Raw genomic sequence first — 22,144 nt, 5'->3', positions numbered from 1 at the left:
GTGAGCAAGAACTCAAAGTAAATTAATTAACATTATGAAATAAAAAGAGAGTCACAAGGATGAGAACATTCCAAACAGACAATTGATAAAATGGACAAGCGCCAATTTAATAAGCAACATGCAAGGAAATTTAGAAAGATTCGAGTGCTCTAACGGCAATTTTAAAATATCTAGATGAAATGTACAATTTATGTATATAAAAATATTCAGGATCGATTCACATTATTTTTATTATCTCAAAAACTATAGTTTACTTTTTGTTTGAGACATGTTCCGTTGATCTCTTCGTAACTTCCTATAATATATATTATGTAAACTAAAAAGAAACTTAATTAGGAGAAGGCTCCCCCTCTCCAATATGTAATATTCTCTTGGTAATTGAATTCACACCTTTCATAAATTCACTTTAACCTGCTTGGCTATATAGATTTCTCCGTTTTGTTTGTATCGGAGGACGAAACTGGCTGGTACACAGTTGTAAGTAATAGTCAAACCTACTTCTGACACAAGATTATTGTCATCCACTTTCCAATCTACTGATTGAGAGAGCGGAAAACGGTGACGATAAAGCGTTTTCCCGCATGTATTAATCGTTTTCCATGAATGCCCGCGTCCCTCTACCTTTATTATATTGTTAGTAGCTGTTATTTCGTAGTCGCGCTCTATCGTGTGAACAGGGTTGTCAATATCCATTTCTTCGTAGGCCAGACCATTTGGTGTTTCCACCTTCTGGAGGATATGTGCTTGTTTTTGTATAATCCATGTACCTGTTCCTATCGTCAGAATGACTACAATTTCCTTTTCTCCATCATTATTGAGATCAATCACATGTAATTCAGGCTGTCTCTCTTCCCTCATTTCAACTTCCCAGCCATATGTTTCAATCAATTCATCCTTGATTTTAACTGTAAAATTTGTAAATATTCCCTCTCTTTTGTTCGGAGTAGCGTATAGGAATACCTCCTCTTTTTCGTTACCCACTACGAGCGTTTGTTTCTGCAATGTTGGCTCTTCAGCTGATACACGGTTGGATACCAAGAATAAAACCCAACATAAAATCACTAGCCTACTCTTCATAGTTTTTCCTTCTTTCATTCCAAATTATTTTTATTATGCGGCATCCCTTCTTTTTCCATGCTTTTTTCCTTTGTTGAACACTAAACAACCCTAACTAAATTATCTATTCATCTTAGTTGTTATGATAATAATTAAAAAAGAGAACCTATCAATAACAGGTTCTCTTTTTTATTACTATTCTACACTCATAGATTTTCCTCTACTTGATTCAATATACAAGGCTATTCCTGTTGCGAGAGCCCCTAGACCCTCCCATGCTCCCACTCCGATGAAACGCATTGGAGCGACATGATTGAGTGCCGCTAATGTAAAGATAATAAATGTGGCCATTCTGAAAGGAACAGTCCAATAGTAGAAGGTTTTTAAATTTTTTAATGCGGCTAGTATATAATATGCCCCCATGTTAAAGGAAGCCATGGAGGAAGCTATCATAAAAACAATTGTGTAGTCACCATGAACACGTGCACCAGGTTTTACTACGGTGAAACCAAGTAGAGTCAACAGAAATTCGGGAAAGATCAGACCGACTATTCCGAGAAAAAATGCTAGGAATCCAAAGATAAACATTGCCCAGCCAGAAGGATTATGAACACGAAGTGAAGTTTTTTTCATAGAATTAAGACTCCTTTTATTATTTGTTTCGTAAAAAATGTTTAATGATAGCTGAATTATAACTATCATTAAAGGAAGAATCGTTATATTTTTAAATCATAATATTGAAAATAAAATCGAACACTATGCACGCTAAAAATTTATTTGCATACGGTCAACCCTTAGTATAATAATTATGAGCTCTATTTCCTATAAATTACTAAGGTTACAAAATCCTTTAAACTTAATTCTGATATCGCTTTGGTGTAACTTCATTATTATTATTCTTTTAAAATTCACTATTTAAAAACCAGTCTCAATTAAAGCCTCTGATGAATTCACCTTATATGTTCAAGTGAAAATAATTATTCTTCATACATACTTCAAAGTCACATATACCTTCCCATGTCTGCTGGATTTTTTTGGTCACAACAAATGATCCGTAGAGTGATTTACGTTCCTAAATAATATACATATCGTCACTTCCTGTTTTTTATATTCATAAAAATAAAGCAAACCCCCTTAGACATCAGGCTTGCTTTTGTATGATAGTTAATTACTTTCTTGTATCCCATTCACTCTTCAAAAGTGCGTATTGATATTCATCTACCCATTTACCTTTTGACATAAAATTTTGAAGTAAATGTCCCTCTCTTCTCATACCTAATTTTTCTAATAAGTTAATTGAAGATATATTTCTGACATCTGTGTAAGCCATTACTTTATGTTTGTTTAGTATTGAAAATATGTAATAAAGAATTTCGTTTACTGCTTCAAAAGCATAACCTTTACCCTGATATTCTGTGGCAAAAGTGTATCCTATTTCGACAATCCGCGGTTCCGAATGTAATGTATGAATTGCACAATCACCAATCAAAACATTACTTTCTTTTAATGCTACTGCTATTTGAAACCAAGATCCAGAAATGTTAGGTGAACTTTTAGACATATCTTCAACGAAGGAAACAGCTTGTTCGTATCGATAATTCTCCCAAGATTGATATTTTGCTACTTCTGGGTTAGATCGATAAGCGAAAAATGAATGAATATCTTCTATATGGAATTGTCGTAATTGTAATCGATTTGTTTCTATATTTTCAAAATATTTGTGATGCATTATTCTCTCCTTATTCATTTAATTTCATGACCACTACTGTTATCTATGTTGTTAAAGTATATCCAATTTTAACCGTAGTAACTGAGGGTAGGTTTATTGCACTGCTCCTAAACGAAAAAGTGAGCGGTTACATTTAAGCAACTCACTCACCTTTTCTTTTACTTATTAATATACTTTATCGCCGTTAAAGATGGAGTTTTTAACAATAACATAATCAACGTGGCGAATAGCTCCTAAATTAGTTCCTCCTGCATAGGAAATAGAAGATTGCAGGTCTTGTTCCATTTCAGTCAACGTGTCTTGCAGAGACCCTTTATACTCTACAAACATTTTCTTACCTTCTACGTTTTTCTTTTCGCCCTTTTGAAATTCTGAAGCAGAGCCGAAATACTCTTTGTAGAGCTTACCGTCTTTATGTACAGTTACTCCAGGTGATTCCTCGTGACCCGCAAATAATGAGCCAACCATTACCATAGTAGCTCCAAAACGAATCGATTTAGCAATATCACCATGAGTACGAATACCGCCGTCAGCGATAACAGGCTTGCTTGCTGCCTTTGCACACCAACGTAGAGCTGCTAGCTGCCAACCTCCTGTACCGAATCCGGTTTTGATTTTAGTAATACATACTTTACCAGGACCAATTCCTACTTTAGTAGCATCAGCACCTGCATTTTCTAACTCTCTTACCGCTTCTGGTGTGCCTACATTCCCAGCGATCACAAAACTGGATGGTAGATGTGCCTTAATATGCTGGATCATCTTGATGACAGCGTTAGAATGGCCGTGTGCAATATCAATGGTGATGAATTCAGGTAAAAGTCCTTCGTTTGCTAATTCCTTTACGAAATCATATTCTTCATCTTTTACCCCTACGCTAATAGAAGCTATCAAATTACGCTCTTGCATCATTTTAATAAAAGCAATTCTTGTTTCTGGTTCGAAACGATGCATAATATAAAAATAGTTATTTTCAGCTAGATAAACCGCGATTTTTTCATCTATGATTGTCTGCATGTTAGCAGGAACTACCGGTAATTTAAATGTATGATTTCCAAGCGCTACAGTTGTGTCGCACTCAGAACGGCTGCTCACCACACATTTAGCGGGAATAAGTTGAATATCTTCATAGTCAAATACATTATCCAAAATAAATACCTCCAAGAAAAAACGAATGTTTACGAAGTTTTTAAAATTAATATTCGTATATAAATAATATTACTGCAATTTGAATTTATTTTCAAGCACCTACAGACAGAATTCTCCTTGTCTGATCTGATTTTAATACGAAAAAGCTGATTTTTCTTTGTTTAGTTTCTTAAAAACCATCCGTTTTATTCATGATGACTATTGTATCTTTATATGACGTGACTAACGATAGCAAACAAAAATACCAACCCGCTCCCCGCATTTATGCGCTCAGGAACGGGTTGGTATTATCCTCAATTATCCAACATCTTTAATTTTACGTTTTAAAATTTTTCCTGTTGCGTTTTTAGGAAGTGAATCCGTAAACTCAATGATTCTTGGAACTTTATAGCTTGCTAGCTTGTCTTTTAAGAAACCTAACATGTCTTCTTTTGTAATCGTTTTTTCTTCCTTCGGGACGATAAACGCTTTCACAACTTCTCCTCTAGTCCCTTCATCAACACCGACAACTGCACATTCAAATACATCAGGATGTTCGTAGATTACTTCTTCTACTTCTCTTGGATAGACATTTAACCCACTTGTAATAATTAAATCCTTTTTACGATCTACAATGTAGATGAAACCATCCTTATCTACTCTAGCTAAATCTCCTGTATACAGCCAACCATTCACGAGCGCTTCTTCTGTAGCTTCTGGTTGATTTAGATATCCTTTCATCACATTAGGGCCTTTGACGACAAGTTCACCTACGATTCCAGTAGGTAGCGCCTTTCCCCTATCATCCACAATTTTCACTTCTACACCAGGGATAGGCAAACCGACAGAGCCTAGCTTATTTACATCATTTGAACAATTAACAGTGACAGTAGGAGCAGTTTCAGTCAACCCATATCCTTCTGCTATAGGGAAAATATCTAAAAACGCTCTCCCTATCTCCATTGGAAGAGAAGCACCCGCGGATACCCCGTGACGAATGTGTGGAAATTTCAGCTTATGCTTTTGAATGTGCTTGCAGAGTAAGACATACATCGAAGGCACACCACTAAATATCGTGATTTTTTCTTCATTTAGATTATTTATCACTTCTTTAGGGTTAAATGTTTCTGAAATCACCAGTGTAGCACCTGCAAGTAGTGGTGCTAGAATCGTTACTGTAAATCCGAATGTATGAAAAAAAGGAAGGACGCACAAGAATTTGTCTTCCTGATTTACGTGGAATAGCTCAATAAGAGAATCTGCATTGGATAGTAGGTTCTTATGTGTAAGCATAACTCCTTTTGGTTTGCCAGTTGTTCCAGAAGTATAAAGAATGGTACATACATCATCTTCATACATTTGAACTTCTAAAGCTTGTTTGTTTGACGCGATGGAGTCTGTAAACTCTTCATCAACCACTATTAAGGTTTCTAAATCTAGAGCTGCTATCACTTTTTCTTCAGGAATGTTGATTTTCTCAAAAATGTTTCGATGAATAATCCATGTTTTCACCTTTGCATCACTAAAGATATATTCAATTTCTTTTAGAGTGAGCATTAAGTTCATCGGAATGACTGTAGCTCCTGCTTGAGTTACACCAAAATAGCTATATACAAACTCAGGTGAGTTCTGACAACTCAGTGCTACACAATCTCCTTTTCTTACTCCTAATTGTTTCAAATAAACGGCATATTTATCTACGTTCTTTTGAAGCTCAGCATAATTGATTTTTTTATCCTTATATATCATTGCGATATGAGCTGCCTCTTTTTCGAAAATATCACCTAACACTCTTACCATGTTCTCTTTCACCTCAAATAAAATAGCTTCTTTTCTTTGGAAACTTTGGTTTACACGAATTTAATCGATTTATTGCATAACTTTTATAGTGGCAAATGAGTCTCAAGCTTTCTACATATGCTGTACATGTAAAAGCCTCTAATTACTGCTTTGTCTCATTCCCCATATGTTGATTAAAATCACATACCGAATAATTATAATGTAAATCCCTTCATAATTCTATCTATTATTTCATTGTTAATACAGCGCTTACAATCATTGAAGCTCTTTTAGCGTTTCTCTTTCATTTCTTATCGTATTGGCAAGTTATTTACTTTAGTATCATCTGTTTCACTCACGCATTCAATTCCTCTCACTCTGAAGCCTAGTTTTAACGAAGTTTTTCGATTTGAGAAAAAGTTGAAGGCTACTTGCTTAATGCAATATATAAGCAACACTGAACAATTTTATTTGAATCATTGGAATTAGTTTCAATTTTATGCATACCAAATAACCCCCTTGTATATGGTGAAACAAGGGCAAAAAAAGGAGGGCTTGCTATGGTAACATTGGCTTTTATTGTTACAGCAGCTATAGCAATTGTAACCATCGCAATAGTAATTGCTGCGATTCGCAATCGGAACTAGTTTTTCTCCTCGGATGTGAAAAGAGAAACAAAAGGCTATTAAGTTGTATCCTGTATATCAACACTCTCTTCTCTCACGAGTGGGAAAATGTTATGAGGATGAGTTAAAATTATGAAATGAAAAAGGCTAAATTTCTAACGAATTAGGAATTTAGCCTTTGATTTAAAAATGTAGTTTCTTCTGAGTTATTTTTGCTTGTTATCTCCAAAGGTGGAGCTTCTCTTTTATACAAAAAGAATTCATTCGACGATAGGATACTATAACATTGAAGGTTTCCTGCATTTACTATTTTTCTGTATTACTGATAAAACGAAGTTGATTCCCATCAGGATCCGCCACACTCAATACACGAACCCCATCGGCTACCTCATTTGACTGTCCTTTTACAGGGTTTTTATTTTTTAATTCGCTGTACCACTCATCAATAAATGAATAAAATTATAATTGGTAATTATTACATGCTGAATCTCATAAATACCATTATATTTATTTTAAATTTGAGGGCATACTAGGAGTACAGCCATTCGGCTGAATCTAACAACGAGGTGAACTATCATGGTAAACCGTAACAAATTAGTGGTTCCTGGTGCTGCATCTGCGTTAGATCAAATGAAGGCTGAAATCGCGCAAGAATTTGGTGTTCATTTGGGTGCTGATGCGACGGCTCGCGCCAACGGTTCAGTTGGAGGAGAAATGACCAAACGTCTCGTTGCAATGGCAGAACAACAATTGCGCAGTTAACGAAAACAGGCTCTTCTTTCTTGAAGAGCCTGTTTTTTATAGGTAAATAATTTTACTACATCAGAAATAGCATGCTTCCATTCCATTTTCAAACAAAAAAATGCACTGTTGGGCATAGAATTTCTATTGTTGTGAAGGAGATTTAGAAATATCTAGACCCATTTTACATCTTCACAAAGGTTCATAATCAAGTATGAACCTTTTAAGCTAAATCCCTTTTACATACATAGCTTGTTTTTTGAAGGTTGTCGGAAAGCAACTTATATGCGACTACTTTCTTCTTACATTGTTTAACTACATCGACATGATCATTGTAAATAAACACAAATAACCTAACAACCTTTTTCTCTCTTTTAGTATCTATGATTAATGGAGTGCCACTGTTTTCTGGCTGCAAATATAGGTGCTCATTCCCTGAAAAAATATAATATCGTTTTAAAAATATCGCTTCATTAAAATAATTCATGACTTGAATTTTGTCTTCACCTTCCAAGTGCTTTCCTTCAAAAGTGACGATGGTATCCTCGTCTCTAAGCTTCGAATGAATTTCAAATTTACTGATTAGCCACCTCACAGTGCTGTTTGGAAGAGAGGTCATCAATATTTTAACAATGCTTATCAGAATCATAGGAACCAAGACTTCCCATGTCATATTTCATCAACTCCGTTACATTTTAAACTGAATATACTATATAAAATGATGATTTGATCTTACTACTGACACTCTCATTCGATATCACACGACTCCTATCAAAAGGACATCATAGATAGCAGTCAAATTTCATCCCCTGTCTTCTTTCTAACATATATATGAAACCTTAACAGCCTTTTATTTACATGATAAGGAGCTTATACAATAACTTCACCAAAAGATTGTAACATAAAAAATGAAAGGAATTATTGATTGACACTATTTATTCACAAACATATTTTTTGTACAAGTAATTATTAGGAAGTATGTATGATATAACATATTTCTGGTTCCGCCTGTTCACTGTCCAAAGGCTTCATCTAAATAAAGAAATTTCAAAAGGGAATACTAACAATATCTACTTGTATTTGGGAGGATATAATATTGAGAGCCAATGAAAATACATTATCCATTTTCGCCCTAGGCGGCATAAATGAAATCGGTAAAAACATGTATGCGGTTCAATATTCCAATGACATCGTTATCATTGACTGTGGCGGGAAGTTTCCAGATGAGAGTTTATTAGGAATTGATTTAATTATTCCGGATATTACCTACTTAGAAAAGAATCAAGATCACATCCGCGCTTTACTTGTGACACACGGGCATGAGGATCATATAGGCGGAATTCCTTACTTCTTAAAAAAATTAAATGTACCTATTTACGCTACACGTTTTACATTAGGTTTGATTGAATTGAAATTAGAAGAGCATAAATTGAACAGAGATACGACACTCATTCAGGTTGACTCAGATTCCAAGCTTGAGCTAGGTGAAATGCAGGTATCCTTCTTTAGAACGAGCCACAGCATTCCTGATTGTTTAGGTATAGTCTTCCATACACCTGAAGGGAATGTCGTCCATACGGGGGATTTCAAATTTGATTTAACACCCGTGAATAATCAATATTCCGATATTCATAAAATGGCCGAAATTGGTAGTCAAGGTGTGTTAGTTTTATTATCTGAAAGTACGAATGCAGAACGTACGGGGTTAACACCAACAGAGCGCATGGTAGGGAATCATATGGATGAAGCCTTCATAAAAGCGCAAGGGAAAGTTATCGTCTCTACCTTCGCCTCTAATGTTAATCGTGTACAGCAAGTGGTCGATGCTGCAGTGAAGACAAATCGAAAGCTCGCGTTACTTGGCCGAAGCATGGTGAATGTTGTATCGGTTGCTATCGAACGTGGTTATCTCACGATTCCGGAGGGAATGATCATCGAGGCGCATGAAGTCGATCAAATGGAGCCTGAGAAGGTAGCTATTTTGTGTACTGGAAGCCAAGGTGAGCCCATGGCTGCTCTTGCCCGACTAGCTAGTGCAAACCATCGAGATGTAGCCATATTACCTGGTGATACTGTTATTTTGGCAGCATCTCCAATTCCTGGGAATGAAAGAGATGTTTCACGTATTATAGATAACTTATTTCAACTAGGAGCCAAGGTGATTTATGGTTCCGGAAGTACAACAGGAATGCATGTTTCTGGACATGGCTATCAGGAAGACTTAAAGCTCATGCTGACATTAATGAAGCCTACATATTTTATTCCCATTCACGGTGAATATAGAATGCTGCACCATCACCGCTTGTTAGCTGAATCAGTCGGAATAGAGAAAGGAAACACGTTCATCCTTCGAAATGGAGATGTCGTCGATATAGAAAACTCAGTTGCCTATCAAACACGAAAGGTTCCTTCAGGAGATACGTATGTTGACGGGACAAGTGTTGGAGATGTCGGAGAGATTGTATTACGTGACCGAAAGCAGCTTGCTGAAGATGGAATGCTGGTGATTGTTATTACAATTAATAAAACAGAGGGTAAGATTGTGTCAGGACCGGATACTATTTCTCGTGGTTTTGTGTTTGCTAAGGAATCGGATACTCTTCTTAAAGAAGTGAATCGTCTTACCAAAAGAACAGTTACCGATTTGCAAGAAGAGAACATACACAAATGGAATGTTATGAAGCAGAATATAAAAAAAGCAGTAGGACAATATATATACACGCGTACAAAAAGAAGACCAATGATTCTCCCTATTATCATTATGATTTAATAAGCTTAAATCCACTTAGAAAATTTGGGTGTAAGATACCCTGATTTTCTAAGTGGATCATGGAAGTATGTTTTGACAAGAAAAACCAGTACTTATTCTTGTGAACTTCTAAGAATGTGTCTTTTACAAATTCAAGTTAAACTAAAAATCTATTTTAAAACTACCGTATATGTTCTAAGATTGACATTTCAAACTCGATTATACAACAAGGTTTTATCTTGATATTTTTGAAGTACCCTCGATTCACCACTCAAATTGAACAACCCTATCAATTGACTTGACTGGTTTCTTTTTCTAATGTTAGATAAGCAGCCTCTCGTGGCGTAATCTTCTTTTCTTTTGCGATTTCTAATAACTGCGCAATAGTTTTTGAGAGTTGTTGGTCCAAAAACGAAAATATACTGGTTGCATCTGGCGAAATTCTGTTGAATAAAATGGATGTGAATAATGCAGCTCCTCCGCTGTTTGCAATAAAATCGGGAATAACAAAGATTCCTTTTTTACTTAAGTATTCTTCAGCTTCTGTAGTAACCGGTATGTTGGCACCTTCTACAATCATACGTGCTTGCACGTTGGACGCATTGTCGATAGTAATAACATCTGCCACTGCTGCAGGTATCAAAATATCAACGTGTTTACTCATCCAAAATGCGTTTGGCTTTTCTTCGTAACTTTCAGGTAATTTTGAACGGTCAATATTTCCTTTTGCATCCTTTATTGATAAAAGCAGCGGAATATCTAGACCATGTTCGTTGTAAATGGTTCCATTAATGTCTGCAACGGCTACCACTTTTGCGCCGTATTCCGCTAAATATTTTGCAGCACTTGCACCTACACTGCCAAATCCTTGGATGGCTACACTCATTTCTGTTTCCTTCTCTTCAATCCATTTGAATCCTTGAATGGCAGTAGTCGCAACGCCATAGCCTGTTACAAGGTCCGTAATTTGGATTCCGTCTACCTTAAGATTTAATGCTGTATTCAGATTGAATAATATTTCTTCTTTATCACTTTGCTTATTGATGAATGCGTCAACGGTAGAGTGTAATCCCATCTCTTTTACTATTTCTATAATATCCTCTTCCCTTGTTCCAAGATCTTCACTTGTTGCCCACATATGTAGTAATAAAGGTTTGTGCGCTTCTAAAAACCTTCGTAAAACAGCTTTGCTATCTGGCGCATTTGAAGGATAATCAATCCCCGCTTTTACACCACCTAACGGGATACCAAGACCATTCATCTTAATAGTCATAATTTTTGCTAATCGTTGTACCTCTTCTTTCGTAACACCTTCTCTCATTCGTATTCCACCACCCGCCAGGCCGTTAACTAGAGTATCGAATGCTACATAACCTTTTGCTTTAGAAATAGGATCAAACCATTCTGTTACTAAATATGAAGTCATTATGTTTCCCCCTTATTTTTGATTACATCATGTCGTAAAATTATCCGACTTTATATCTAAAAGTTTTGTTAATTGTATGATATAATTTATCTGAATATTTTGTCAATGTAAAATTCCCATCAATTTTTCAAAAAATATGATAAAATTTAGATCATATATATCAATCATAATGTAAGGTGGGTATTGATTTTGGTAGAAATAAAAACAGATGGCCGTTATCTTCGTTCACAAATTACTCGCAAGAAAATTTTCGATGCAGCAGAAGAGATTTTTATAACAAATGGATATCAAAAGACAACCGTAAATATGATAATAGCGAAGGCGAAAATAGGATACGGCACAGTGTATGGCCAATTTAAAGAGGGAAAAGAAGAGATTTTTTCTTATATTATGAAAGAAGTGTTGAATCAATTTTTTTCTGTAACCCAAATTACATTTGCTCCAAAAACAATTGATGAAGCTTATCAAATTATAAATACACAAGTATGTGAATTTTTACATTTGGCAGAAAAAAATCGGCCTGTATTGAAGGTTTGCTGGGAAGCAATCGGAATCTCCTCTAAAATTCGTAATCAGTGGGACTCCTTTCATATTCAACTGTTCCAACGAATTGAACGAGATATCCAATATGCTCAATCAAAAGGAATGGCTCAATCTCTTCCTTCTGAAATTGTAGCGAGTGTTCTTCTTTTCACAGGAGAAAAATATTTATGGAAAATCGCACTAGAGGAAACAGAATACTCAATTCAAGACATTGCTGAAACAATTGTAAAGGTTTATATGTTTGGCTCCTATAATACGAAGTGAGAAACTGAATAATTTTTGTTATGTTCGATTGTTACTACAAATGCCACTGCAAAAGGTAATGATGAATAGGTCTGGCCCTATAAAAAGGAGAGCTTCTATCAATAACATCTGGAGGTTGGACTATGCTCCATCATATTGAAATTTATGTATCAAACCTGCCGAGAACAATCCAATTTTGGAATTGGTTCTTAACGGAACTCGGTTACGTCCAATATCAAAAATGGGAATCTGGAATCAGTTGGAAACATGGCAGTACATACCTCGTATTTGTACAAGCAGAAGAACGTTTTATGGATATTTCCTATCATCGATGCAGAGTCGGTTTAAATCATTTAGCCTTTCATGCAATATCCAAGGAGCAAGTGGATAGCATTACAGCTAAACTACAAGAACGAGGAATCCATATCTTATATGTGGATAAACACCCTTATGCAGGCGGAGAGAATTATTATGCTGTCTATTTTGAAGATCCAGACAGAATTAAGGTAGAATTAATCGCACCGGCAGATTGCTATTTTGCAGGATAAAACGCACATGAAATATTATATAAATAAAATGAATTCAAGATAAAAACCCGTATTTTTTTTTCATATCAGCCTAATATAAATATCTCAGTATAATGAATGGTGTAATAGAAACCAAACCGAGCAACCTATCAGCTGCTCGGTTTGGTTTCTATTGTTATCGGTGCATCCCTTCCAATCAGTTTTACGTCCTTGATGGCCTGACGTTGAGTAAAAGACCCTTTTTGTTGTTTCATAAGGTAATAACCCTCAGTTTCATTTTTAAGAGTAAACGTTGTAAAGCTATATTGATCACGTTGATAATCGTAAGTATATCCGTCATCTTCATATAAATGTCCGCTAACCACGTCTTCTCCTGAAAGATATACATATAATTCAATGTCTTGCGTTTCTTTTGTATTTTTAACAGGGGTACCTAACGGAAGAATGGTTCCTGACTTCACAAAGATCGGTAATGTATTTAAATCAGCTTCAATTAAATGATACTTCCCACCTTCATATTCCTCATTCGTCCAAAAATCAAACCATGTTCCTTTCGGTAAATAAACGGACCTATAACGTTGACCTGGGCGTACCATGGGGGCAATTAATATTTGACTGCCTAACAAGAATTGATCGCTGCATTGCAACGTTTCAGGATCCTTCGGATATTCCATTACTAACGGCCGAACCACGGGCAGCCCAGTTTGTTCTGCTTCATAAAATAATGTATAGAGGCAGGGCATAAACCGATAGCGCAATTCAATGTATTTTTTTACAGATGCTAGTGTTTCTTCTCCAAATGCCCAAGGTTCTTGATAAATAGAATCTTGCACACTATGATTACGAAAATATGGCAAGAACACACCCGCTTGTGTCCAACGAATCAGGAGCTCTGGTGTTGCATCCGATGAGAATCCGCCAACATCGGCTCCAGTAAAGGCAACACCGGACAAGCCAAGATTCATAATCATTGGCATAGACATTTCTAAATGTTCCCAGTGGCTGCGATTATCCCCTGTCCATACTGCTGAATATCGTTGCACCCCTGCATACCCTGCCCGAGTGAGAGAAAATGGCCTTCCATTTCCTAATTGTTTTTGCAATCCTTCAAAGGTTGCTTTACTCATATAAAGGCCGTATACATTATGCGCTTCCCTATGAGTAATCTGTTTTCCATCTACATTATGCATTACATTCAAATCCATAGTTTTGGATTCATTGAATACAGATGGTTCATTCATATCATTCCATATACCGCGAATGCCTAAATTTGTATAGAAACGATGTAATTCGCCCCACCATGTTTGTACTTCACTATTTAAAAAATCAGGGAAAGCACTCATACCAGGCCATACTTCCCCAAAATACACATGTCCTTCAGCATATTTGCTGAAATATCCCTTCTCTATGCCTTCACGATAAACATGATAGTCTATATCTTTTTTCACGCCAGGATCGACAATAGGAACCACATCAACATTGTTCTCGTTCAATTCACAAATCAGTGCTTCATATGCAGGAAATTGATCTTCATCAAATGTAAAAACACGATATCCATTCATATAATGTATATCTAAGAAAATACAGTCTAATGGAATGTGATAATCTTTAAAACGTTGCATAACTTGCCTTACTTCATCTTGAGATCCATAGCTGTATCGGGACTGGTGATACCCTAATGCCCATTTTGGGGGTAAAGGTGTTTTTCCAGTAAGATTCGTATAGGACGCAACAACCTCCTTCAAATCACTTCCTAACATAATATAGGCATTAACCTGACCGCCTTCAGCCATGATTTGAAGCTTATCATGATAGGTTTGCATATCAAATTCTGTACGATATGTATTATCGAAAAAGATTCCTGTTGTCCTGTCCATATCATGTACAAGAACAAAGGGAATGGTCTGGTACAGTTCAACCGTATCCTTGTTGTGAGGGGCATACACATCCGTATTCCAGTTGCTGATTTTCGCTCCATTTTTATTGAGAAAGCCTGTCTTTTCACCTAAACCATAAATGGCGGCAGGCGGATTTTTCATTACGCTAAAATAAAGGTGCTTGTCTCGCGTATAGGCAACGGCAGGTTCTGCCGTTTTAAAAACCAGTTGATTCTCTTGATGGATTGCAATAGAAAAAGGCCTTTTTTGAACAATTACCTCATGTTTTTCAGTATGGAGATGAATACTGTCTTTTGTTTCCGTTACTGTTCCTGATATACGATTTCTATCACCAATTGCCGCTATAGAAGGAGTACAATCAGCGTTTCCAAAAGGATTCACAATCAGACGCATCGTTTGATGATCGATGAAATAAAGAACAAATGTCCCCTTTGACAGTGTTCCAGATAAGGTTTGTCCGTCCCAATGGAACGTTTGAATCGATTGAATTTCATGACGTATTTCTGTTTTTTTATTTACGTTTGACGGTAAAATAGCATAACTTGTTGTTTCAAGCATATTGTCCCTCCTTTATCTCATTATCTAGAGACATATTGTTATGTGTTTCTTGTTTGAATCGTATCATTTTTATCCTGCTCATTCCAATTGAAATTCTTTCAATGTTCTACCTGCCGAAATTCTTTTTGCAAAGCAAAGTTTAAAAGCCTTAGCTGTATGTAAACAGATAAGGCTTTTTATACTATGGAGTCCTATTTATCTATTTAACAACCTGTATCCATTGCCCTGCTGGTTTTTCTTTGATTCCTTCATGTAAGGTGTATACGAGATTCCCGCGGTTAATCGTATGGGTGACTTGACAACGAAAGGTTTTACCTATATAAGGGCTATGCTGATGGCGGGAAAATAAGTCTTCTTTTGTAACCAAGTGCTCATGATTCAAGTCTACTACTGCAAAATCTGCATCCGCTCCAAGCGAAATGTTTCCTTTCTGAGGATATAAGCCGAAACGAATGGCAGGATTGGTAGCGAGCCACCTTGCAATGATGGTAAGGGGAATTCCCCGTTCTATCCAGGCCTGATCTATCATTGCTTCTAATGTAAATTGTCCTCCGGTAATCCCGCCCCATGCCTTAAACATATTGTGTTCAAACTCTGACTTCATAGCAGTAGGACAAGGCGAATGGTCTGAAGCAATAAAATCAATGTGTCCATAAGTCAACGCTTCCCATAACCCAAGTCTTTCTTCCTCTGAGCGAAGAGGCGGGGCACATTTTGCTACAGCGCCAAGTTTTGCAAAATCATCCCTATTAAAGAGTAAATAATGAGGGCATGTTTCTACCGTAACATCCAATCCTTTTTTCTTTGCTTCTTGAATTAAGTCGACAGATTTCTTGCTGCTTATATGTACAAAGTGAAGGGAACAACCGGTCTCTTTAGCAAATAGCAGTGCTCGATTTACTGCTTCCATTTCTGCAATTATAGGTCTCGATTCTATATAATCAGTAGCTGAGCATAAGCCTTTTCTCTTTTTCTCTTCCGCTAAACGCTCAATTAGCGGGTTACTTTCAGAGTGTAAAGCCAGTACTTTATTTAGCTTGGCAATTTTCTTCATGCCTTGATACAAGGTAAGATCATCAATGGAATCAAACTCTTTTGTCCCTGTATGGGAAAGAAATGCTTTAAATCCAATTATTCCGAGTGATGCCAGTTCCTCTAAATGATGCTCGTTCCCTGGTACTAGTCCGCCCCATAATGCAAAATCAACAAATGACTCCTTGCTCCCGTTTTGTGCTTTTGCTAAGAGAGTACGACTATCAGTCGTTGCTGGAATATTATTTAGGGGCATATCGAAATAAGTAGTACACCCCCCGGCAGCCATAGCACAAGAGCCATGGGAAAATCCTTCCCATTCCGTCCGACCTGGATCATTGAAATGTACATGAGCATCAATTATGCCCGGTAATACATATTGACCTGTTACATCCAGTACATCTACAGCATTATGGAAAAGGTCTTCTCCCATCGCAACAATGACACCATTTTTCACAGCAATATCCAATATTCGAATCTCTTGGGCTAAGACTATATGCCCTCCTTTAATGATAAGGTCATATGTTTTTGTCATGCAACCACCTCAGAACTAGTCGATTATTCTTTCTTCAATAAATCGTATAAGGTGAGGGCGACGATTTTTGTTGCGTTTACCAAATCATCTACTCTAACATGCTCATCTGCACGGTGCCCATTTGCTTCTAGCAATGTTCGCGGGCCTGCTCCAAACATTACAGTTGGGATACCTGCTTCCGCGAACAGACGGGCATCCGCATAAAGAGGAACTCCATGTATAACGAGGTTTCCCTGCATCATTTCTTTCCAATTGCTGCTGAGGGTTCTGATAAGCTCTGAATCTTCTGGTGTTGGTCCGAAGCTTTTTGCAAGCAAGATACGCTTCACCTCTACGACTATACCTTTATACTGACTTGCCGCTTGTTGGATTAATTCACATAGCTGCCTTTCTACATTTTCACCATCCTCTTCCGGGATAAGGCGGCGATCTATACGGATTGTACACAAATCAGGTACAACATTAGTATTAATCCCGCCGGAAATCAATCCTACTACCAATGTGGGGGATTCAATCCCCAAAACGTCAGAGTGAATTTGCTGTAAGGTGATTCGGTAGTCGTACAGCGTCTGAAGTATACCGGTCATGGCTTCTATCGCGTCATGGCCGGTATGCGGAGCCGCGGCATGAGCTGATTTTCCTTTGACTTTAATTTCGAGATGAAGACAGCCGTTATGTGCATTTACTATGGAGTACGTAAACCCTGCAGCGATGGCCAAATTCGGCTTGATATAACCATGGTCAAGCAGCCATTTTGGTCCTATCATTCCGCCTGATTCTTCATCAAAGGTAAATGCAAGTGTCGCTTTTCCAGATAATTGCTGGCTGAATGGACGAAGAGCCATCACTGCAAAAGTATAGGCAGCAATATCTGATTTGGACACAGCAGCACCACGGCCGTATATTTTTCCGTCAACAATTTCACCGCCATACGGATTATACGTCCACCCTAACCCTGGTGCAACTACATCACCATGAGAATTAAGTACGATATCCAGTCCTGTTCCACCTTCAAAGGCAGTTGTAGAGACTATGTTTGTTACCTTGATCATCCCGTTTGCGAGCACATCCTTTTGCTCTACATTCAGCGCAGTTACATTTGGAAATTGATAGTCAGTCAAACGTTGTTCAATAAACATAGCAATCTTCTCACAATCACCGGGGGGATTATCAGAAGGAATGGCTATAAGTTCTTGTAAGAACGTAACGAGCTGTTGTTGCTCAGAATCAATCCAGTCAACAATTGCCTGTTTAGTTGAATCCATGTTTTATTACTCCTTTGAGATAGTTTATAATGCCAACTGTAACGTTACATCCAATAAAACGAAAACACCTGCTTTTATATCTTCAGGCGCTACATATTCATCAGGATGGTGACTGAGTCCCTCTTTGCATCTGACAAAAATCATTCCCATTTTCGTTAAGTCAGCGATTGTCATTGCATCATGTCCAGCACCGCTTATCATATGAATAGGTTTCATGCCGTGAGACATTAATGCAGATTCAATCATAGGGATAAACCGCTTAGAACAGACCGTTGCACCCGATTCCATTATGGTAGTGAATTCGCAACGTAATCCGCGGCGGTGACAAATACTATGACATGTTTGAATAATCTGATGTAATGCCGCCACTTTTTTTTCATCATTAATCGAACGAATATCTAGCGTCCCTTCCACTATTCCTGGGATTACATTGCTAACCCCTGGAAATATGGATAATTTTCCAACCGTAGCCACAACAGACTCATACTGCAATACTATAGTTTCAATAGCCTGTATCATTTCAGCTGCTCCAGTGAGTGCATCTTTACGTATATTCATAGGTACTGTTCCAGCATGATTGGTCAACCCTTCTATGCGAAATTCATATCGCGCCGTACCGACAATGCCTAATACCACCCCGCATGCTTGATCCTGCTGTTCCAAGACAGGTCCTTGTTCAATATGCAGTTCGATATATCCGTATACAGTGTTCGGATCTCGTGCAGTTAATGTATAATGAGCAGGATTCAGTCCTATTTCTGTCATGGCCTCTGCAATGGTAATGCCAGCTTCGTCTTTCGCTTGCAAATCTTGCTCCTGTAAAGTTCCTGCTAATGCTTTGCTTCCTAAGAACGTTGTATGAAATCGAGCCCCTTCTTCATCACAAAAACCAATCACTTCAATCGGATGCTTCGGTCGAATATTGTTCTCAAATAATGTTTGGACTACCTCAATCCCGGCAAGGACTCCAAGAGCACCATCGTATTTTCCGCCTTCAAGCACAGAGTCAAGATGGGAACCAATGAGTAATACTGGTGCATCAGACTGCGTTCCTTCATATCTTCCGATAATGTTATTTATTTCATCTCGGCGAACGGTCATTCCAGCATCTAGCATCCACTTATAAATCAAATCGTATGCTGCTTCCATTTCTTTTGTAAACGAAAAACGTGTTACACCGCGAGTTGTTCTACTGCATAAGGCTAACTGTTCGATATGCTCTATAATTCGATTCATATTGACCTTTTGATGAAGAGCCTGCATGTACACTTTCTCCTTTAGCCAGCATTTGGATTTTAACTTCCGCGGTACGTATTGTATCCGCCTGGAGCAATTAACAGAGGTACATGATAGTGCGCATCACAGTCTGCGATGCCAAACCGTAAAGGTACCACATCCAAAAATGGCGGATCTGGTAGCACGACTTTTTGTGTACGAAAATAATCAGCAACAAAAAAAACCAATTCGTATATGCCCATTTGCATCTGCTCACCAGAAAGAATGGGAGAATCTACTCGACCGTCGCAATTCGTGTACATCGTTCTCATCAGGGTACGCGTATCTCCTGATTCTAAGTACCATAGCTCAAACTTCACTCCGCTTGCCGGCCGCCCTTGGCTTACATCCAGCACATGCGTCGTCAGCCCGCCCATTATTTGTCACTCGAGTATTTCGCATGTGCTAAATCATTACGCGTTACAACAAATACTTGGAATCCAAATGGCGGACGCGGTTCCGTGAACACACTGCCTGTTGAGTTTGGAATAGATTCTACTACAGTCTCCCATGTGCGATTATTAGATTCGAACTGAATTTCATCCAATTGAGGGAAACGTTCTAACACACGGAGACCGATATTCCATATCAAATGTTGAATCGAGCGGCTGTCCAATTCATGGAATACGGCTTGTGCAATGTCTCTTACTTGCTCGGCTGCTACATAACGAGTACCGATTGCATCTCCTGCATCATTATATTTCCAGCTAAGGTTGAGATAAATAAAAAGAGGACGATCATGTGCTTCAGGCAGTGTTGTATACTCATCACGGATAAATCCGTAAAAGGAGTTTCCGCTTACCTTAATTAATTGTAATTCCTTCACACCGCTGCTATGCTTAACAATCGTATGACCTTTATCAGTGCGAGCGACTTCCATTGTAGCTGTTGCATATTCATTACGAGAATGGCGAAAGACTAGCTTGCTTTCCTTTAACCCATTTTGAGCAGGAGCAAGTGTGGAATCGAATGGAATTTCATCACTTGTGACCTCGACAGCACTAATATGAGAATATTTATCTAAAAAACATTTACAAACAAAATGAAGAAACCCTTCCATATTAGCACCTTCATATTGAGCTAAATGCCGCTGAATAAAATTTTTCATAGAATCGGTAGCGACGACAAGACGATTATCGCCTTCGGTAAAAGAAGAGAAAAACGCTTCTCCTTTTAAAGCAACTTTCACATTCATGCCAAAAATAATATTGTCACGCCCTCTAAAATGGGATTCTGGAATAGGAGGGATACCAGTAAGCGGCTTAGCATAAGTACGGTATACATATACATCTCCTTTGCCATAGTACATGGTCCGATTTTCTCTCATAGCAACTACCTCCTTAAGAGTATCTAATCGGAAACCTGCAATCTGATAGACTTGATGCAATGCTTCCTCTACTTCTACTTCATAGGTACTACCTATTCTTTTTCGCATAGTGATCAATATAGTTTCTTTCGTTTGACCGCGAACAGCCATAATAAAAGGAAATCCAAACTTTTGTGTATACATCTTGTTGAGCTTTATAAACTCTTTATACTCCTCATAAGATAGTTGATTTAGCCCTGCTTCATTCTGCTCCTTAATAGACGCATTTGCCATTGGAACTCGAGCTGCCAAATCTGGATGTGCTCGCAATAAAGCAAGCTTTTCTTTCAAAGAAGATACTTGAACGATGTTCTTCATTTTATAATGGAGGTCAGTAAGAGAAGAGAATGGTCGTTTTTCCCATGCTTGCTCAGCAATCCAAGAAGAACGCTCGAACACCCATCCTACTGCTTTTGTAAAGGAAGCTTGATCCATTTTGTTCAAACGATCCAGTATCGATTGTTGAATAGTAATTCATCCTTTCATTTTGTTAGAGCCGATTGCTTCTATTTCTATAGATGCCTCAGTTGGGTAAATACCCATACTTCACAATATTTATAGGCATGCTCTAACATTGGGATAATCCAATATATGTTGTCTAACAGTGTTTTAGACATTGCGCTTCTTATATATTGCAGCAGTTTTGCAAGACATGTAAAAGATGTTTTAGCGCTATGGAAAATGATGTAGCCTTGGAGATTTAGAGGTTTGTTTACATAAAAATGAGAAAGCAAGAGAAGTATTTTGGAATAGACTGTTTGAGAAAGAATTCACGAATGGAGCAGTTTATCAAGGTGGCGTTTTGGCTGAAAGAGTTAGATTATATAAAAAAGACCGCAATTTATTACAATACGGTCTTTTTTAGGAAAGTATTATTTATTTTGATTCGGTATTTCGCATCCGTCATCTGTACAGACGGATCCTTCTGCACTAGAAAGGGACTGCAGCGATACTTCTGCATGTTCTTCTTCCCACACCTTTTGTAAAGCTCCCATGAATACATCCTTGGACTGGGCGCCGGAGATTGCATATTTATTATTGAGCACGAAGAACGGCACGCCTTGCACACCAATTTCTCTCGCTTTGCTTTCATCAGCACGGACATCTTCTGTATAATCGTTACCCTGTAAAATAGATTGCACTTCTTGTCGGTCCAAACCTGCTTCTACAGCAAGCTCTGTCAATGTTTCATGATCGCCAATATGCTTGGAATCTGTAAAATGTGCTTTGAGTAGACTTTCTGTTACTTTTGCATCTTTCCCTTTTGTTTCTGCAAACTTGGCTATGCGATGCGCATCTAACGTATTCGTCGGTATCATTGTATCGAAATTGAATTGTAAACCAGCAGCTGCTGCTTGCTGAGCTACTCCCTCAGTCATCCGTTTCGCTTCGTTGACGGACGTTCTATACTTATGAGCTAAAATTTCTTGGATAGAAAGGTTGGTATCACGACTTGCATTTGGATCTAGTTCAAAGCTTTTGTATACTATTTCTACCTCATCCTTATGAGGAAAAGTGTCTAAGACTTCCTCTAAACGACGTTTTCCAATATAACAAAATGGACAAACAAAATCAGACCATACTTCTATTTTCATTACTGCACCTCATTTTACATTATGATGTTTGTATCATATCAAACTGATAGTAGAAAGTCCCCTAATTTGCTTC

At 37.7% G+C, this 22,144-nt stretch carries 18 protein-coding genes; 4 read left to right on the top strand and 14 right to left on the bottom strand.

Annotated elements, in window-relative coordinates; genetic code table 11:
- Window positions 1-393: 393 nt before the first annotated feature.
- From J7Q84_RS06125 to menE, 5 genes are all read right to left on the bottom strand, one after another.
- Window positions 394-1,077, bottom strand: coding sequence for a hypothetical protein (locus tag J7Q84_RS06125; protein WP_209093647.1), 684 nt, complete (start codon window positions 1,075-1,077; stop codon window positions 394-396).
- Between the two features lie 174 nt (window positions 1,078-1,251).
- The gene (locus J7Q84_RS06120; RefSeq protein WP_209093646.1) at window positions 1,252-1,689 is read right to left on the bottom strand and encodes a hypothetical protein; all 438 of its coding nucleotides are present in this window, start codon (window positions 1,687-1,689) and stop codon (window positions 1,252-1,254) included.
- Window positions 1,690-2,224: 535 nt separating this feature from the next.
- Window positions 2,225-2,785, bottom strand: a complete 561-nt coding sequence (locus tag J7Q84_RS06115; protein WP_209093645.1) for a GNAT family N-acetyltransferase — start codon at window positions 2,783-2,785, stop codon at window positions 2,225-2,227.
- A gap of 165 nt (window positions 2,786-2,950) precedes the next feature.
- Window positions 2,951-3,934, bottom strand: coding sequence for a GMP reductase (guaC, locus tag J7Q84_RS06110; RefSeq protein ID WP_209093644.1), 984 nt, complete (start codon window positions 3,932-3,934; stop codon window positions 2,951-2,953).
- Window positions 3,935-4,231: 297 nt separating this feature from the next.
- Entirely contained in the window at window positions 4,232-5,713 is a 1,482-nt protein-coding gene (gene menE, locus J7Q84_RS06105) for an o-succinylbenzoate--CoA ligase (RefSeq protein WP_209093643.1), read from the bottom strand.
- A 1,181-nt stretch (window positions 5,714-6,894) separates the two neighbouring features.
- Here menE and J7Q84_RS06100 point away from each other — a divergent pair.
- Window positions 6,895-7,080 carry an alpha/beta-type small acid-soluble spore protein gene (locus tag J7Q84_RS06100; RefSeq protein WP_209093642.1) on the top strand — a complete coding sequence of 62 codons (186 nt, stop codon included), beginning with the start codon at window positions 6,895-6,897 and terminating at the stop codon, window positions 7,078-7,080.
- Between the two features lie 202 nt (window positions 7,081-7,282).
- Here J7Q84_RS06100 and J7Q84_RS06095 read toward each other — a convergent pair whose 3' ends face one another.
- Window positions 7,283-7,732 carry a YfmQ family protein gene (locus tag J7Q84_RS06095; protein WP_209093641.1) on the bottom strand — a complete coding sequence of 150 codons (450 nt, stop codon included), beginning with the start codon at window positions 7,730-7,732 and terminating at the stop codon, window positions 7,283-7,285.
- Window positions 7,733-8,155: 423 nt separating this feature from the next.
- Between J7Q84_RS06095 and J7Q84_RS06090 the strand changes: the two genes are divergently transcribed.
- Window positions 8,156-9,829, top strand: a complete 1,674-nt coding sequence (locus J7Q84_RS06090; RefSeq protein WP_209093640.1) for a ribonuclease J — start codon at window positions 8,156-8,158, stop codon at window positions 9,827-9,829.
- A 268-nt stretch (window positions 9,830-10,097) separates the two neighbouring features.
- Here J7Q84_RS06090 and J7Q84_RS06085 read toward each other — a convergent pair whose 3' ends face one another.
- Window positions 10,098-11,234 carry a Glu/Leu/Phe/Val dehydrogenase dimerization domain-containing protein gene (locus J7Q84_RS06085; protein WP_209093639.1) on the bottom strand — a complete coding sequence of 379 codons (1,137 nt, stop codon included), beginning with the start codon at window positions 11,232-11,234 and terminating at the stop codon, window positions 10,098-10,100.
- Window positions 11,235-11,423: 189 nt separating this feature from the next.
- Between J7Q84_RS06085 and J7Q84_RS06080 the strand changes: the two genes are divergently transcribed.
- Window positions 11,424-12,041: a TetR/AcrR family transcriptional regulator gene (locus J7Q84_RS06080; protein ID WP_209093638.1), complete on the top strand. Its 618-nt coding sequence runs from the start codon at window positions 11,424-11,426 to the stop codon at window positions 12,039-12,041.
- A gap of 122 nt (window positions 12,042-12,163) precedes the next feature.
- Window positions 12,164-12,568, top strand: coding sequence for a VOC family protein (locus tag J7Q84_RS06075; RefSeq protein WP_209093637.1), 405 nt, complete (start codon window positions 12,164-12,166; stop codon window positions 12,566-12,568).
- Window positions 12,569-12,696: 128 nt separating this feature from the next.
- Here J7Q84_RS06075 and J7Q84_RS06070 read toward each other — a convergent pair whose 3' ends face one another.
- The 7 genes from J7Q84_RS06070 to J7Q84_RS06040 form a co-directional block, all read right to left on the bottom strand.
- Window positions 12,697-15,003 carry a glycoside hydrolase family 31 protein gene (locus J7Q84_RS06070; RefSeq protein WP_209093636.1) on the bottom strand — a complete coding sequence of 769 codons (2,307 nt, stop codon included), beginning with the start codon at window positions 15,001-15,003 and terminating at the stop codon, window positions 12,697-12,699.
- A 199-nt stretch (window positions 15,004-15,202) separates the two neighbouring features.
- Window positions 15,203-16,570, bottom strand: coding sequence for an allantoinase (locus tag J7Q84_RS06065; RefSeq protein WP_209093635.1), 1,368 nt, complete (start codon window positions 16,568-16,570; stop codon window positions 15,203-15,205).
- A gap of 23 nt (window positions 16,571-16,593) precedes the next feature.
- Window positions 16,594-17,835, bottom strand: coding sequence for an ArgE/DapE family deacylase (locus tag J7Q84_RS06060; protein WP_209093634.1), 1,242 nt, complete (start codon window positions 17,833-17,835; stop codon window positions 16,594-16,596).
- A gap of 24 nt (window positions 17,836-17,859) precedes the next feature.
- Window positions 17,860-19,098: an allantoate amidohydrolase gene (locus tag J7Q84_RS06055; RefSeq protein ID WP_209093633.1), complete on the bottom strand. Its 1,239-nt coding sequence runs from the start codon at window positions 19,096-19,098 to the stop codon at window positions 17,860-17,862.
- Window positions 19,099-19,130: 32 nt separating this feature from the next.
- Window positions 19,131-19,487 carry a hydroxyisourate hydrolase gene (gene uraH / locus J7Q84_RS06050; RefSeq protein ID WP_209093632.1) on the bottom strand — a complete coding sequence of 119 codons (357 nt, stop codon included), beginning with the start codon at window positions 19,485-19,487 and terminating at the stop codon, window positions 19,131-19,133.
- Complete coding sequence (gene pucL / locus J7Q84_RS06045) at window positions 19,487-20,911, bottom strand: factor-independent urate hydroxylase (protein WP_209093630.1); 1,425 nt, start codon at window positions 20,909-20,911, stop codon at window positions 19,487-19,489. Before pucL ends, uraH begins: the two co-directional genes overlap by 1 nt.
- 437 nt (window positions 20,912-21,348) lie before the next feature.
- Entirely contained in the window at window positions 21,349-22,071 is a 723-nt protein-coding gene (locus tag J7Q84_RS06040; RefSeq protein ID WP_209093628.1) for a DsbA family oxidoreductase, read from the bottom strand.
- Window positions 22,072-22,144 lie beyond the last annotated feature (73 nt).

Origin of the sequence: Bacillus sp. 165 (assembly GCF_017742235.1) — a bacterium.
GTDB lineage: Bacteria > Bacillota > Bacilli > Bacillales > Bacillaceae_G > JAGHKQ01.
This window is presented reverse-complemented; position numbering and strand designations above follow the sequence as displayed.